Origin of the sequence: Streptomyces sp. NPDC002935, from assembly GCF_040611295.1 — a bacterium.
Lineage (GTDB): Bacteria > Actinomycetota > Actinomycetes > Streptomycetales > Streptomycetaceae > Streptomyces.
This window is the reverse complement of record NZ_JBEXNW010000054.1, coordinates 12622-27904: the sequence shown is the minus strand read 5'-3', so window position 1 is coordinate 27904 and position 15283 is coordinate 12622. Positions and strand designations below refer to the sequence as shown.

Sequence of the window (15283 nt, the reverse complement as noted above, 5' to 3'; positions counted from 1 at the left end):
GGGGCGCGGTGACCGAGCAGGACCCGTATCTGATCATCTCCTCCGACTGCCACGCCGGACTCCCCACCGAGGAGTACCGGCCCTATCTGGACCCCCGTTTCCACCGGGACTTCGACGAATTCCTCGCGGGCCAGACCCGGCGCCGCGAGGAGATGACCCGCCTCGGCATCCGCAACGAGGCGTTCGCGGACAAGTGGTTCCACGACAACGAGGAAGGCCTGCGCGGCGGTTGGGACACCGCACAGCGCCTCAAGGAGCTCGACGGCGACGGTGTGGCCGCCGAGGTCGTCTTCCCCGACGCGGACGCCGTGGACAGCCGGACCGCCGCACCCTTCGGCGTGGGCCTCGGCCTCTCCGGCGACCAGGACCCGGAACTCGGCATGGCGGGCGCGCGGGCCCACAACCGCTGGCTCGCCGACTTCGTCTCCGAGAACCCCGAACGGCACTGCGGGGTCGCCCTGTTGCCGGTCACCGGCGAGACCGGGCGGGTCGTCGCCGAGGTGTACCGCGCCAAGGAGTCGGGCCTCGGCGCCCTGATGATCCCCTCCATGTGGGTCGACAAGGAGCCGTACCACGACCGCCGTTACGACCCCGTGTGGGCGGCGGCCGCCGAGTGCGGGATGCCCGTGGTCACACACTCCGGCGCGGCACCGCGCCACGAGTACGGCGACCACCTGGGCATCTACGTCTCCGAAGTCACCTGGTGGCCCGCGCGCCCCCTCTGGTTCCTGCTCTGGTCGGGGGTCTTCGAGCGGCACCCCGGACTCCGGTTCGGCGTCGCCGAGTCGGGCTGCTGGTGGCTGCCCAACCTCCTGTGGTTCATGGACCGGCTCTACCTCGGCGCGCACGGCGGCAAGAAGCTGTCGCCCTTCGCCGAGCTGAAAAGGCCCCCGCACGAGTACCTGGACCGGCAGCTCTTCATCTGCGCGACCAACACCAAGCGCCGCGAACTCGCCCAGCGCTACGAGATCGGCGTCGACAACATCCTCTGGGGCAGCGACTTCCCGCACCCCGAGGGCACCTGGCCCGACACCCGCACATGGCTTTCGAAGACCTTCCACGACATCCCGGTGGCGGAGACGCGCCGCATGCTCGGCCTCGCGGCGGCCGAGGTCTTCGGCTTCGATCTCGGTGAACTGGCCCCGCTCGCCAGGCGGATCGGCCCCACACCGGCCGAACTGGGCCAGCCGGAGGACCAGTCGGCGGTCGAGGCGTCCTGGGCCCGCTCGCGCGAGGTGGGCCGCCACTGGCTCACGGACCACGACTTCCCCGTCCTGGGGGTGAACCCGTGACCGCCGAGGACCGCTACACCGTCATCTCCGCCGACTGCCACGCTGGCGCCGATCTCCTCGACTACAAGCCGTACTTGGAGCGCCGGCACCACGAGGACTTCGACGCCTGGGCGGCCGGCTACGTCAACCCGTACGAGGACCTGCTCGCCGACACCGCCGACCGGAACTGGAACTCCGGGCGGCGCCTCGCGGAGCTGGAGGAGGACGGCATCGTCGCGGAGGTGGTCTTCCCGAACACCATCCCGCCGTTCTTCCCGTCGGCCTCCCTGATGGCACCGGCCCCGACGGCGGGGGAGTTCGAGCAGCGCTGGGCGGGCCTGCGCGCCCACAACCGCTGGCTCGCCGACTTCTGCGCGGCGGCGCCGGGCCGGCGCGCGGGTGTCTTCCAGATCCTCCTGAACGACGTCGACGAAGCCGTCGAGGAGATCCGCCGGTCGGCGGCCGCCGGCCTGCGAGGCGGCCTGCTGCTGCCCGGCACGCCCCCCGGCTCGGGCCTGCCCGAGCTGTACTCGTCGGCGTACGACCCGATCTGGGCGGCCTGCGCCGAACTGGGTGTCCCGGTGAACCACCATGCGGGCTCGGCCTCGCCACCGCTCGGCGACGAAGCGGCGGCGCGCGCGGTCTTCATGGTGGAGACGACCTGGTTCTCCCACCGGGCGCTGTGGCACCTGGTGTTCGGCGGCGCGTTCCGCCGCCACCCCGGTCTGAGACTGGTGCTGACCGAGCAGGGCTCCGGCTGGATCCCCGGAGTGCTCGACATGCTCGACTACTACCACGGGCGCCTGGTCGCGGCGGCCGGCAGGAAGACGTCGACGGCCGAGTCGAAGTTCGGCGCGGGGCTGGCCGCCACGACGGGCGAGCGCCCCTCCCGGGTCTGGCGCGACCACTGCTTCGTCGGCGCCAGCTTCATGCGCCCCCACGAAGTACCGCTGCGCGACCGCATCGGCCTGGACAAGATCATGTGGGGCAGCGACTACCCGCACGACGAAGGAACCCACCCCTACACCCGCGAGGGCCTGCGCATCTCGTACGCCGGCCTGCCCCGAGCCGAGATCGCGGCCATGGTCGGCGGCAACGCGGCCCGCGTCTACGGCTTCGACCTGGCCCACCTCGACGAGATCGCCGCGAAGGTCGGCCCGACGGTGGCCGAGATCGCCGAACCGCTGGACACCCCGCCCGCCGACGCGACGAGCCCGGTGTTCGCGAGAGGAGGCTCGGTGCGCGTGTGGTGAGCACCGGGCGGCCGCCGACCCCACGGCTTCCCGGCGGCCCGTGGCCGGGAGACAGCCGGGTCGCTCTGTCGTCGGCCGTGCCCCAGGTGCGATCCTCCCCGTGTGACGGAACCGACGCACGACGAGGCCCACGGCGGCACCCTCGGCTCGCGGCTGAACTGGCTGCGGGCCGCCGTCCTGGGCGCCAACGACGGCATCGTCTCCACCGCGGGCCTCGTCGTCGGCGTGGCGGGCGCCACCAGCGACCGCGCGGCGCTGTTCACCGCGGGCCTCGCCGGACTGCTCGCCGGGTCGATGTCCATGGCGGCGGGCGAGTATGTGTCCGTCTCCACCCAGCGGGACTCGGAACTGGCGGCCCTGGCCATGGAGAAGCGGGAGCTCAAGGAGCAGCCGCAGGCCGAACTGGAGGAGCTGACCGAGCTTCTGGAGCGGCGCGGCCTCTCGCGGGAGGTGGCGCGCGAGGCGGCCGAACAGCTCACCGAGCGGGACGCCCTGAGGGCCCACGCCTCGGTGGAGCTCGGGATCGACCCCGACGACCTGACCAACCCGTGGCACGCGGCATGGGCGAGCTTCCTCGCGTTCACCGCCGGAGCGCTGCTGCCCCTGCTGGCGATCGTGCTGCCGCCGGCGGACTGGCGGCTCGGCGTCACCGTGGTCTCGGTACTGGCCGCGCTCGCCCTCACCGGCTGGAGCAGCGCACGGCTGGGCTCGGCGGACCCGCGGCGCGCGGTGCTGCGGAACACGGCCGGGGGAGCGCTTGCCATGGCGGTGACGTACGCGGCCGGAGCCCTGCTCGGAGCGGCGGGCGTGTGAGTGCGGGGCCGGGCGCTGGGCGGCACTTGGCGGAGATCACCAAGAAGCAAGCGCGTACCGGCGGTAATACTTATCGGTAACAGCCTCTGTACGCAGCCGACCAGCGCATCTACGGTTCACCCATGCCGAACCTGCCCGATGTCGTCCTGGTGTCGATACCCGCCTTCGTACTGCTCGCCGTGATCGAGATGGTGAGCGTCCGGATCCATCCGGACGACGATGCCGCGGGATACGAGACGAAGGACGCCGCGACGAGCGTCGGCATGGGCCTCGGCAGCCTGTTCTTCGACTTCCTGTGGAAAGGCCCGATCGTCGCCGTCTACACGGCGGTCTACGCACTGACACCGCTGCGGGTGCCCGTCCTGTGGTGGACGATCCCGCTGATGCTGCTCGCGCAGGACTTCCTCTACTACTGGTCCCACCGCGGCCACCACGTGATCCGCGTCCTGTGGGCCTGTCACGTCGTGCACCACTCCAGCAGGAAGTTCAACCTCACCACCGCGCTGCGCCAGCCCTGGACGGGCTGGACGTCGTGGCCCTTCTACGTCCCGATGATCGCCCTCGGCGTGCACCCGGCGGCGCTCGCGTTCTGCTCGTCGGTGAACCTCGTCTACCAGTTCTGGATCCACACCGAGCGCATCGACAAGATGCCCCGCTGGTTCGAGTTCGTCCTCAACACGCCCTCCCACCACCGCGTCCACCACGCCTCCCAGGGCGGCTACCTGGACCGCAACTTCGGCGGCATCCTCATCCTCTGGGACCGGCTCTTCGGATCGTGGGTCGCCGAGACCGACCGGCCCGTCTACGGGCTCACCAAGAACATCACCACGTACAACCCCCTGCGCGTGGCCACCCACGAGTACGCCGCCATCGCCAGGGACGTGCGGGCGGCGGCGAGCTGGCGCGAACGCGCCGGACGGGTCCTCGGCGGGCCCGGCTGGCAGCCCGCGCCGCCGGCCGCCGCGCAGACCCCGGTCACGGTCACGGAGTCCGTCGCGTGACCCCACGCCTCGCACGCGTCCTGCGGGTTCTGCTCTTCGCATTCGTACTCGCGACAGCCGTGGACGTCCTCTCCCTGGCCGCCGGGTACGACACCGGCCACCGGATTGCCAAGCCGCTCCTGATGCCACTGCTCGCCGCGTACACGGGTGTACGCGGCGGACCCCGGCTGCTCGTGGCGGCCCTGCTCCTCGGCTGGTGCGGCGACCTGGCGCTCATGTCCGACGCCGACCCCGCCTTCCTCGTCGGCATGGCCTCCTTCGCGGCGGGGCACGTGTGCTACCTCGTGCTCTTCCGCGGAACGGCACGCGTGCGAAGCGCACGGCTCGTCGGCGCGTACGCCACGGCCCTCGTCGCCCTCGTCGTCCTCCTGTGGCCCGACCTGCCGGCCGGCCTCCGCGTCCCCGTCGCGGGCTACAGCCTGCTGCTGACCGCGATGGCGTACGGGGCCACCCGGCTCGGGCCCGTCGCGGCGCTCGGCGGCGCCCTCTTCATGCTCTCGGACACCCTCATCGCCACCGGCGTCGCCGACTGGCCGCAGCTGCCGAAGCCGGACTTCTGGATCATGCTCACCTACGCCGCGGCCCAGTTCCTGCTGGTCCGAGGCGTGCTGGGCCCCCTCGGCGCGCGACGCGCGCCGGTGGCGGCGTACGGTGAGATGCGCTCAACCACCCCCTGAGCGCATCTCACCGACGCACCGCACGAGAGGGACCCTCGCCATGCGCGCCACCACCATCCACGCCCCGTACGAGATGCGCGTGGAGGACGTTCCCGAGCCCATGGTGCAGCTGCCGACCGACGCGATCGTGCGGGTACTGCGTTCCTGCATCTGCGGCAGCGACCTGTGGGCCTACCGTGGCGAGGCGGCCCGGCAGCCGGGGCAGCGCATCGGGCACGAGTTCCTCGGCATCGTCGAGGAGACGGGCTCCGCGGTGTCCGGCTTCCGGCGCGGCGACCTGGTCGTCGCGCCCTTCATGTGGTCCGACGGCGTGTGCGACTACTGCCGCGACGGACTCACCACGTCGTGCCGGCACGGCGGCTTCTGGGGCTCCGTCGGCTACGACGGCGGCCAGGGCGAGGCCGTCCGCGTTCCCTTCGCCGACGGCACCCTCGTCCAGCTGCCCAAGGAGGCGGCGTCCGACGACCACCTGCTGTCCGCGCTGCTGACGCTCTCCGACGTCCTCGGCACCGGCCACCACGCGGCCCTCGGCGCCGGCGTCCGCAAGGGCTCGACCGTCGCCGTCGTCGGGGACGGGGCCGTCGGACTGTGCGCCGTGCTCGCCGCCAAGCGGCTCGGCGCCGACCGGATCATCGCGCTCGGCCGCCACCAGGTGCGCACGGACATCGCGCGCCGCTTCGGCGCCACGGACGTCGTCGCCGAGCGCGGCGAAGCGGCCGTCGAGGCCGTGCGCGAGCTGACCGGTGGCCAGGGCGCGCACTGCGTCGTCGAGGCGGTCGGCACGGAGCAGTCCATGCGTACGGCCGTGAACATCACCCGCGACGGCGGCGCCATCGGCTTCGTCGGAGTGCCCCACGGCAGCGGTACGGGCCTCGACCTGGGCGTCATGTTCGACCGGAACATCGCCCTGCGCGGCGGAGTCGCCCCCGTGCGCGCGTACATCCCGGAGCTGCTGCCCGACGTCCTCGACGGGACCATCGACCCGTCGCCGGTCTTCGACATGACCATCGGCCTGGAGAGCGTGCCGGAGGGCTACAAGGCGATGGACGAGCGGACCGCGCTGAAGGTCCTCGTCACCAACTGACGCCGGGGCGGGACCCACGGGTTCACCGTCTGCCGTGGCCCTCCGGCGGCTCGCCACCGGAGGGCCAGCGGGCCCACCGGCCGATGGCCGGCGGCCTCACCACCGGATGGGCAGCGGCAGCGCCGTCAGCAGGCCCGACATCGCGACGACCACGCCCAGTGCCACGATCTCCGCGCGCGCGGGGGAGCAGGCGCTGAGCGGGTCCCTCGCGCGGCGCAGCCGCAGCCGCGCCCAGAGCGCGAGGACGGCGACGGCGGCCACGAGGAGGACCTTCGCGAGCAGGGTGCGCCCGTACGCCGTCGACGTCAGCTGGTCCACCATCGTGCCGGGCGGCATCCGGCGCAGCGCGCTCCAGACGCCCGTCGCGGTGATCGCCGCGAACAGGACGGCCGCCACGCGCGCGTAGAGGCCGAGCAGCGCGGCACCGGCGGCTGAACCCCCGGCTGCTCCCGGCCCGGTGGGATCGGCGGTGCCTGGACCGGTGGGCTCACCGGGCTCGGGCCCGGTAGTCATGGCGGTCCCCGGCCCGGTGGGATCGGTGGCCCCCGGCCCCGTGGTCATGGCGGTTCCCGGCCCCGTGGTCACGGCGGTTCCCGGCCCAGTGGTCACAGCCGTCCACGCCCTGGTGGGTTCGCCCTCCGCGGCCCGCCACCCGCGCAGCAGCCGCAGGACGTACAGCAGACCGCCCGCCCACAGCGCCGCGCACGTCACATGAACGAGCGTCAGAGCCGAGCCGACCGGCGCACCGGGCTCCGTCGCGGGATGCGCGCGCAGCGCCTCCGCCAGCACCACCGCGGCCAGCGGCCACACCTGGGCGGCCGGCCGGCGCGAGCGGGCGCAGATCCAGGCCGCAGCGAACGCGTTGACCTCCAGGAGCGCCAGTCTGCCGTCCCGGCTCTGGTACAGGCCGCCCACGTCCATGTCGGAGAGATGACGCGGCAGCAGATTGCCCGTCGCCACGACGGAGGCCAGCCCCAGCGCGACGATGAACCCGGCGGCGGCCGCGTACGTCGCCCAGCCGCGCGGCGGGTCCACCGGCGGCGCGCCGGGCACCCGGCGCGCGAGCCGGGCGGCGAAGAGTTCTCCCGCGGGGACGCAGAGCGCCGCGAACAGCACCGTCCGCAGCAGGGCGATGCCACCCGTGCCGGGCGCCGCGGCCTCTCCCGTGTCCGTGAGCGCGGTGCGCGGGCCGAGCAGCGGGATCAGGGCCGCGACGGTCACCAGGGCGAGCACGGCGACGGCCCGGCGGGTGGCCTGCCGCCGCGCCGCCGCGCTCGCGTGCGCCGCCTCGGCCGTCGGTCGTATCAACGTCACCCCACGATCCTCGCCAGCCGTCACAGATCCGGGCAAGTCACCGTAGCCCGTCCGGCGTTCGAGAACGAGCGTGCGAGGAAACGGGGCCTCACGGCGGCGTGCGAGAGCGCCCCGCGCGCTCGGATCACACCCAGCGCGCCGCGTCCGTCCCCCAAGGCCCCGGCGGGCGTGACCAGTCGGTGGGGCCGTCCGTGAAGGAGACCGGGGGCAGGGCGTGGCCGAGGCGGCCCATCCGGCTGTCCCGCTCGGACAGCCACGCGTCAGGGCGGTCGTACGGGGTCCCCGCCGCGGAGCCCGGCGCCGCCCCCGGCGTCTCCTCCCGCTCGATCCCGTCCGTCAGCCATGTCGCCGTCCGCGCCAGCGCCAGCCGTACGAGGCTCCCGCGGCCCCGCTCCGCCCGCTCGGTCAGCGCGCGCAGGACGGCCGCCGCCAGCAGATACCCGGTGCCGTGGTCGAGGGCCTGCGCGGGCAGCGCACCCGGCAGCTCCGTCGATCCCTCCGTCACGGAGATCCCGGTGGCCACCTGCACCAGGCTGTCGAAGCCCCGCCGCTCGCCCCAGGGCCCGTACGCGCCCCACGCCGACAACTGCGCCACGATCAGCCCGGGGCTGCGTTCGGCGAGCGCCTCGGGGGCGAGCCCGAAGCGGTCCAGGGCGCCGGGCCGGTACCCGGTGACCACGACGTCCGCGGCCGCCAGCAGTTCGTCGAATGTGTGCCGGTCGGCCGCCAGGTCCAGCACCGTCGAGCGCTTCCCGAAGCCCGTGTCCGCGTGCGCGTCCGGGTCCTCGGGCAGTCGCGGCGCGTCCACGCGCAGCACGTCGGCGCCAAGCAGGGCGAGCGTGCGGGTGGCGACCGGGCCCGCGATGACCCGGGTCAGGTCCAGGACGCGCACCCCGGCGGCGGGCAGCAGCGGGCCGCCGTCGAGCGGGGCGAGGGCACGCGCGCCCGCGGTGGCCGGCCGGCCACGCTCGATCAACGGCCGCCCTGCCACGGCGAGACCCTGCTCGTGCGCGGCCCACTCCTTCGCGGTGCGCAGCGCGACGGCGAGTCCACCGGCGGCGTACACCGTCTCCTCGACCTCCCGCGCGGACCGCCCGGCGAGCACACCGGCCACGTCCTCCACGGTCGCGTCGTCCGCCGCCCCCAGCGCCGCCAGCAGCCGCGCCCGGTGATGCGGATAGTTCGCGTGCGTCCGCACCCAGCCGTCCGCGGTCCGCCAGAACCGGGACAGCGGTGCGAAGGAGACAGGTGCGCGTCCGTCGATCCGCAGATGCCGCTCGCTGACGAACGCCGTGGCGACGGCGCCGTCGTCCACGATCACCCGCGGCAGCCGCGCGAGCCCAGCCCGCCGGGCCGCCAACTCCGCGGCCGCCAGCGCGCAGGCGCCCACACAGGCGCGCGCCAACTCGCGTACGGGCAGCCGGGCTTCCAGCGCACCCGCGCGCACCACGGTCGAAACCCCGGAGAGCAGCGCGGGGTCTCCGCCCAGCTCCTCCCACACAGCGGCCATCGGTGAATGCGTCATACCGGCACTATGCAGCGTGGACGCGATCAACATACGAGGCGGCCGGCGACGGCGTGGCCCCGGCCGCCGCGAGCGACGGCCGGGGCCACGAGAGTTCGGCCGGGGTTACTTGACCGCCCGCAGGGCGTTGACGATGCCGAATCCGTAGAAGCCGTTCACGTGCTTGCCGCCCACGCAGGTCGCGTCGACGACGCCGTCGCCGTTCCCGTCGTACGGGGCGGTCGGGCAACCCGGGTTGTCCGCCTGGGCCTTGAGGAGGACGTGGAGCTGAGCCGGCGTCGCCCAGGGGTACTTGGACTTCAGCAGCGCGGCCACGCCGGCGACGTGCGGCGTCGCCATCGAGGTGCCCTGGAGGTAGCCGTACTGGTTGTTCGGCAGCGTGGAGAGGATGCGGCCGTTCTGCGACGGAGTGTCCGGGATCTGGTACCGGTCACCGCCGGGCGCCGCGACGTCGATGACGCCGTCGCCGTAGCTGGAGAAGTACGACTTGGCTCCCTTGACGCCGGTCGAGGCGACCGTGACGACACCGGGCAACTGGGTGGGAATGTCGAAGCACTTGTGCGGGTCGACCGTCCGCGTCGTGGCGGTCGAGTCGTCGGGGCTGGAGGCGTCGGTCAGCGCGTCCGCGTCGAGGTCGTCGTTGGAGTTGCCCGCCGCGGCGACGTTGAGGGTGCCCTTCTTCTGGGCGTACAGCTGGGCCCGGTTGACGGCGTCGACGATGGCCTTCTGGTCGGGGTCGTCGAGGCAGTTGTAGAGCCACGGGTCCACGTAGTAGCTGTTGTTGGTGATCTCGACGCCGTGGTCGGCGGCGAACACGAAGGCGCACACGACGCTCTCCGGGAAGAAGAGCTGCGTGGAGTCGGGCTCGGCCACGGTGATGCCCGACACCTTCACACCGGGCGCGACCCCCGCGACGCCGACGCCGTTGCGGGCCGCCGCGATCTCCCCCGCGACATGCGTGCCGTGGTAGTGGTCGGCGTCCACCGGGCGCCAGGCGCCGTACGTCGTGTCCGGCTTGCCGCCCACACAGTTCGCGGACTGCGAGGCGGAGAAGTTCGGCGCGATGTCCGGGTGCGTGTCGTCGACGCCGACGTCGATCACGGCGACGGTCACCTTCTTGCTGCCCGGGTTGATCGCGGCCGCCTTGTCGGCGCCTATCGCGCGCAGATCCCACTGGTCGGCCTCGAGAGGCTCCTCGCCCGCGCCGGCGGTCTTCGCGACCTTGGCGGCCTCGGCGGCCGACAGCACCTGCGCCGCGCCCTCGTCCGTCGTCCCCGCGGGGGCCAGCGGCGATGTCCGCGTGGCGCCGGCCGACTGCACCCCGCGTACCGTCCGCATCTGCCGGCCGAAGTCCGGGTTCGCGGAGTGGACGACGATCACGCCGATCTGCTCGTACGCGATGACGACGCTGCCGCCGGCCGCGCCGATCGCCTTCTTCACCGACTCGATCGTGCGGTGGTCCGTCGTCGTGTTGACCACGTACGAGAGGTTCGGTCCGTCCGCGGTCGTCGCGGCGGGCGCGGTGAGAGGTGCGGCCGACGCGACACCCGGCAGGAAGCCGAGCGAGGCGGTGAGCGACAGAACGACCGGCACGGCGAGGGCGAGACGGCGTCTGGAACGCAGATGAGCCATGGGATCTCCACATCATCCGGAAAACGGAGCTGCCCGAACACGGATGGTGCTCGGGCAGGTACATGACGGATTCGTGCAGGCCGAAGCTATCCTCCCGCCGACCGGGCCAGCAATGGCTTGTGGCGACGACTTCCGAAAGAAGTCCGGGGAGTTGAACCGGCCCACGCGTGGCGCCGTGACCTTGAGCAGGGAGCCCGTGGACGATCGAGCCCCCTGCTCTGATCACGCAACGGATTTCCCCCGTCGCACTCCGTTGCGTGATCTACGTCACTGTGAGGTCGAAACCGCATGTCCGTAGCCGAACCGCCCCCGTCCGCGAGCCCCGACTCGCCCCCGCCCACCGTCGTAACCGCACCCGCAACGCGAGGAGACACCGTGGCCACCGACGCACCGCCACCCGCGAAAACCGGAGCACCGCTCCCCACCACCGAGGCGTTCATCGAGATGCAGGAGAGCGCCGAATTCGGTGAACTCCGCAGCTCCCACCGCTCCTTCGCCTTTCCGCTGACCGTCGGATTCATCCTCTGGTACCTGCTGTACGTGCTGCTCTCGAACTACGCGGGCGACTTCATGGGCACCAAGCTGTTCGGCAACATCAACGTCGCCCTGGTGCTCGGTCTCGCCCAGTTCCTCACCACGTTCCTCATCGCCTGGTGGTACTCGCGGCACGCCGCATCCCAGCTCGACCCCAAGGCCGCGGCCATCAAGTCCCGGATGGAGGGCGGCGCATGAGCTCCGTACAGACGACCGCGCACACGACGCTGCTGGCCGCGGGCGAGGCGAGCGAGCACCGGCCGCTGATCATCACCCTGTTCGCGGTGTTCGTCGCCGCGACCCTCGTCATCACCGTCTGGGCCGGCCGCCAGACCAAGGACGCCGCCGACTTCTACGCGGGCGGCCGCCAGTTCACCGGCTTCCAGAACGGCCTCGCGGTCTCCGGCGACTACATGTCCGCCGCGTCCTTCCTCGGCATCGCCGGCGCCATCGCCCTCTTCGGCTACGACGGCTTCCTCTACTCCATCGGCTTCCTGGTCGCCTGGCTGGTGGCCCTGCTCCTGGTCGCCGAGCCGCTGCGCAACTCCGGCCGCTACACGATGGGCGACGTCCTCGCCTACCGCATGCGCCAGCGCCCGGTCCGGACGGCCGCCGGCACCTCCACCATCGTCGTGTCGATCTTCTACCTGCTGGCCCAGATGGCGGGCGCGGGCGTCCTCGTCTCGCTGCTTCTCGGCATCACCAGCGACGGCGGCAAGATCGGCATCGTCGCGCTCGTCGGCGTCCTGATGATCGTGTACGTCACCATCGGCGGCATGAAGGGCACCACCTGGGTGCAGATGGTCAAGGCGGTCCTGCTGATCGTCGGCGCCCTGCTCCTCACCTTCCTGGTGCTGCTGAAGTTCAACTTCAACATCTCCGACCTGCTCGGCAAGGCGGCCGAGAACAGCGGCAAGGGCTCCCCCTTCCTGGAACCCGGCCTCAAGTACGGCGCCACCTCCACCACCAAGCTGGACTTCATCTCCCTCGGCATGGCGCTGGTCCTCGGAACCGCGGGCCTGCCGCACATCCTGATCCGCTTCTACACCGTGCCCACGGCCAAGACCGCGCGGAAGTCCGTCAACTGGGCGATCGGCCTCATCGGCGCCTTCTACCTGATGACCCTCGCCCTCGGCTTCGGCGCCGCCGCGCTGATCAAGCCGGACGAGATCATCGCCTCCAACAAGGCGGGCAACACGGCGGCACCCCTGCTCGCCCTGCACCTCGGCGGCGTCGACTCCAGCTGGGGCGCGATCCTGCTCGCCACCATCTCCGCCGTCGCCTTCGCCACGATCCTCGCGGTCGTCGCGGGACTGACGCTCGCCTCGTCCTCGTCGTTCGCGCACGACATCTACGCGAACGTCATCAAGAAGGGACAGGCGTCGGAGAAACAGGAGATGAGGGCCGCCCGGTACGCGACGGTCGGCATCGGCGCCGTGTCGATCCTGCTCGGTGCCCTCGCCCGTGACCTCAACGTCGCCGGTCTCGTCGCGCTCGCCTTCGCGGTCGCCGCCTCCGCCAACCTGCCGACGATCCTCTACAGCCTGTTCTGGAAGAAATTCACCACCCAGGGCGCGCTCTGGTCGATCTACGGCGGTCTCGTCACCGCGGTCGGCCTGGTCCTGTTCTCCCCGGTGGTCTCGGGCAAGCCCACCTCGATGTTCCCCGACGTCGACTTCCACTGGTTCCCGCTGGAGAACCCGGGCCTCATCTCCATCCCGGTCGGCTTCCTGCTGGGCTGGCTGGGCACCTTCCTGTCCAAGGAGGAGCCGGACGCCGGCAAGTACGCCGAGCTGGAGGTCCGCTCCCTCACGGGCACCGGAGCACACTGAGGCACCGGCACAGCGCGGGCCCGTCGCAGGCACCGGTGGATCACCACTGGTAGGTCCCTACGACGGGCCCGCGCCGCGTCTCGTGGGATCAGGCAGCTGTCGTCGTCAGTCCCGTCACGTAGGCTCACAGGTGTCCGGAAAATATGATCGGCAACGAGGGAGGGGGCCCACGTGCTCATCGACACCTACGGTCGAATCGCCACCGACCTGCGCGTCTCGCTGACGGATCGGTGCAACCTCCGCTGCACGTACTGCATGCCCGAGGAGGGCCTGCAGTGGCTGGCCAAGCCCGACCTGCTCACGGACGACGAGATCGTCCGCCTGATAGAGATCGCGGTCACCCGCCTCGGCGTCGAGGAGGTCCGCTTCACCGGCGGTGAGCCCCTGCTGCGCCCCGGCCTCGTCGGCATCGTCGAGCGCGTCGCGGCTCTCGCCCCCCGCCCCCAGATGTCCCTCACGACCAACGGCATCGGCCTCAAGCGCACCGCGGCCGCCCTGAAGGCCGCGGGCCTGGACCGGGTGAACGTCTCGCTGGACACCCTGCGCCCCGACGTCTTCAAGACCCTCACCCGCCGTGACCGCCACAAGGACGTCATCGAAGGTCTCGAAGCCGCCCGTGACGCCGGCCTGACCCCCGTCAAGGTCAACTCGGTCCTGATGCCGGGCCTGAACGCCGACGAAGCCCCGGACCTGCTGGCCTGGGCCGTGCGGCACGACTACGAACTCCGCTTCATCGAGCAGATGCCCCTGGACGCCCAGCACGGCTGGAAGCGCGACGGCATGGTCACCGCCGGAGACATCCTGGCCTCGCTGCGCACCCGCTTCGAGCTCACCGAGGAAGGCGCCGACGAGCGGGGTTCCGCACCCGCCGAGCGCTGGATCGTCGACGGCGGCCCGCAGCGCGTCGGCGTGATCGCCTCGGTAACCCGCCCGTTCTGCTCGGCCTGCGACCGCACCCGCCTCACCGCCGACGGCCAGGTGCGCACCTGCCTCTTCGCGACCGAGGAGACCGATCTGCGGGCCGCACTGCGCTCGGGCGCGCCGGACGAGGAGATCGCCCGCATATGGCGCGTCGCGATGTGGGGCAAGAAGGCGGGGGCGGGCCTGGACGACCCGTCGTTCGTCCAGCCCGACCGCCCGATGTCGGCGATCGGCGGCTGACGAGGTCCGCCGGCTATCCCTCTCCGCGCTCCACAGGCCGGGAAGGGTCCACCGGCCCGGCGGCCTCCCACTCGTCGAGCCTCACGACGTCCTTGAGGAACCCGCGCATGCCGAGGAAGTTCGACAGGTGCTCGCGATGCTCCTCGCACGCGAGCCAGGTCTTCCGGCGCTCGGGCGTGTGCAGCTTCGGGTTGTTCCAGGCGAGCACCCACACGGCATCCGCACGGCAGGCCTTGGCCGAGCAGACGGGGGAGGCGGGATCGGAGCCGGGGGCGTTCAGGTTCACTCTGCCGACCCTAGCCGAGGCCTCACATCACGCGTTCGACGCGGTCGGCCGGTGGTCGTGGACGAGGCTCCAAGCGCACCCCGACAGCACATAAAGGCGACGCCGAGCAGCCACGGGGGGAGCTGCCCGGCGTCGGTCCGTCGCTCCGACGGGGGATGCGGAGCGCGTACGAAGTATGTCACGGGTAACCCGCCGCCCGGCACCGGAACAACATGATTGATCTGAGCTTTTCTTGAGCTTGGTGCACGGCGATATTCCGTTTTCGGAGAATCCTCCGACATCGGTTCGGGACTGATTCGGCCATCGCCCGGAGCGCGTTCGGGGGCCGCCCGACCCCGGTCCGGCTCAGCTCTGGTCGTGCGGCTCGGACCGCGGCGGAGCCCCGGGATCGGCCGTGGCGTCCTGGGGAACCGACTCCCCGGAGTCGTCCGTCCGAGGCGGCGTGATCATCGGACGCGATGGCGCGTTGACGAACGTCGAGGGGAGCGAAGGCGTGTTCTCGCGGCCCGCGTTGGCGATGACCACGGCGATGTACGGCAGGACAAGCCCGAGGACCAGAGCGACGATCGCAACATGGCGTTCGACGTTCCACAGAGTGGCCGCCAGGATCACGGACACCGTACGGACGGACATGGAGATGACATAGCGGCGCTGCCGGCCGCGGACGTCGTCGTCCAGACTCTGCCTGGCTCCGGTGATCCGGAAGACCTGGACGTCGCTGTGCTTCCTGATCACGCTCCACCACCCGCCTGCGCCGGACGCTCCCCGGTCCGTACCCGGTACGAACCCGTCGAGGAAGCGGGCCCGGACTCCTCCACGGTACGCCGCGCCTGCGTCGCATTCGAGACCGGGGCATGTCCTGACGGGGTGGACATGGTGCGTCGTAGCGCGTATGGCTCC

The 15283-nt window shown here is 71.9% G+C and carries 14 protein-coding genes; 9 read left to right on the top strand and 5 right to left on the bottom strand.

All coding sequences use genetic code 11. From position 1 onward, the window contains the following. Window positions 1-8 precede the first annotated feature (8 nt). From ABZX90_RS41005 to ABZX90_RS40980, 6 genes are all read left to right on the top strand, one after another. Window positions 9-1292: an amidohydrolase family protein gene (locus tag ABZX90_RS41005; protein ID WP_355213396.1), complete on the top strand. Its 1284-nt coding sequence runs from the start codon at window positions 9-11 to the stop codon at window positions 1290-1292. Then, window positions 1289-2524 (top strand): amidohydrolase family protein, encoded by a 1236-nt coding sequence (locus ABZX90_RS41000; protein ID WP_355213395.1) that lies wholly within the window; start codon window positions 1289-1291, stop codon window positions 2522-2524. Before ABZX90_RS41005 ends, ABZX90_RS41000 begins: the two co-directional genes overlap by 4 nt. Before the next feature lie 102 nt (window positions 2525-2626). After that, window positions 2627-3337 carry a VIT family protein gene (locus ABZX90_RS40995; RefSeq protein ID WP_355213394.1) on the top strand — a complete coding sequence of 237 codons (711 nt, stop codon included), beginning with the start codon at window positions 2627-2629 and terminating at the stop codon, window positions 3335-3337. A 122-nt stretch (window positions 3338-3459) separates the two neighbouring features. Beyond that, complete coding sequence (locus ABZX90_RS40990) at window positions 3460-4338, top strand: sterol desaturase family protein (protein WP_351127986.1); 879 nt, start codon at window positions 3460-3462, stop codon at window positions 4336-4338. Further along, window positions 4335-5015, top strand: coding sequence for a lysoplasmalogenase (locus ABZX90_RS40985; RefSeq protein ID WP_351127984.1), 681 nt, complete (start codon window positions 4335-4337; stop codon window positions 5013-5015). Before ABZX90_RS40990 ends, ABZX90_RS40985 begins: the two co-directional genes overlap by 4 nt. A 40-nt stretch (window positions 5016-5055) precedes the next feature. After that, a complete protein-coding gene (locus ABZX90_RS40980; protein WP_355213393.1) occupies window positions 5056-6099 on the top strand; it encodes a zinc-dependent alcohol dehydrogenase family protein in 1044 nt (347 codons plus the stop codon). Window positions 6100-6195: 96 nt separating this feature from the next. Here the strand turns inward: ABZX90_RS40980 and ABZX90_RS40975 are convergent, their stop codons facing one another. From ABZX90_RS40975 to ABZX90_RS40965, 3 genes are all read right to left on the bottom strand, one after another. Further along, window positions 6196-7404: a CopD family protein gene (locus ABZX90_RS40975; protein ID WP_355213409.1), complete on the bottom strand. Its 1209-nt coding sequence runs from the start codon at window positions 7402-7404 to the stop codon at window positions 6196-6198. Between the two features lie 133 nt (window positions 7405-7537). After that, window positions 7538-8938: a CoA transferase gene (locus ABZX90_RS40970; protein WP_355213392.1), complete on the bottom strand. Its 1401-nt coding sequence runs from the start codon at window positions 8936-8938 to the stop codon at window positions 7538-7540. Between the two features lie 105 nt (window positions 8939-9043). Beyond that, window positions 9044-10570 (bottom strand): S8 family serine peptidase, encoded by a 1527-nt coding sequence (locus ABZX90_RS40965; protein WP_351127977.1) that lies wholly within the window; start codon window positions 10568-10570, stop codon window positions 9044-9046. 375 nt (window positions 10571-10945) lie between these two features. On the opposite strand from ABZX90_RS40965, the gene ABZX90_RS40960 reads away from it, so the two are divergent. The 3 genes from ABZX90_RS40960 (at window position 10946) to moaA (ending at window position 14097) form a co-directional block, all read left to right on the top strand. Beyond that, window positions 10946-11302, top strand: a complete 357-nt coding sequence (locus ABZX90_RS40960) for a DUF485 domain-containing protein (RefSeq protein WP_355213391.1) — start codon at window positions 10946-10948, stop codon at window positions 11300-11302. Then, window positions 11299-12936 (top strand): cation acetate symporter, encoded by a 1638-nt coding sequence (locus tag ABZX90_RS40955; protein WP_351127973.1) that lies wholly within the window; start codon window positions 11299-11301, stop codon window positions 12934-12936. Before ABZX90_RS40960 ends, ABZX90_RS40955 begins: the two co-directional genes overlap by 4 nt. A gap of 171 nt (window positions 12937-13107) precedes the next feature. Then, entirely contained in the window at window positions 13108-14097 is a 990-nt protein-coding gene (gene moaA / locus ABZX90_RS40950) for a GTP 3',8-cyclase MoaA (protein ID WP_355213390.1), read from the top strand. A gap of 13 nt (window positions 14098-14110) precedes the next feature. Here the strand turns inward: moaA and ABZX90_RS40945 are convergent, their stop codons facing one another. Further along, window positions 14111-14383 (bottom strand): hypothetical protein, encoded by a 273-nt coding sequence (locus tag ABZX90_RS40945; protein WP_351127969.1) that lies wholly within the window; start codon window positions 14381-14383, stop codon window positions 14111-14113. 345 nt (window positions 14384-14728) lie between these two features. Continuing rightward, window positions 14729-15118 (bottom strand): DUF3099 domain-containing protein, encoded by a 390-nt coding sequence (locus tag ABZX90_RS40940; protein ID WP_351127968.1) that lies wholly within the window; start codon window positions 15116-15118, stop codon window positions 14729-14731. Between the last annotated feature and the right edge of the window lie 165 nt (window positions 15119-15283).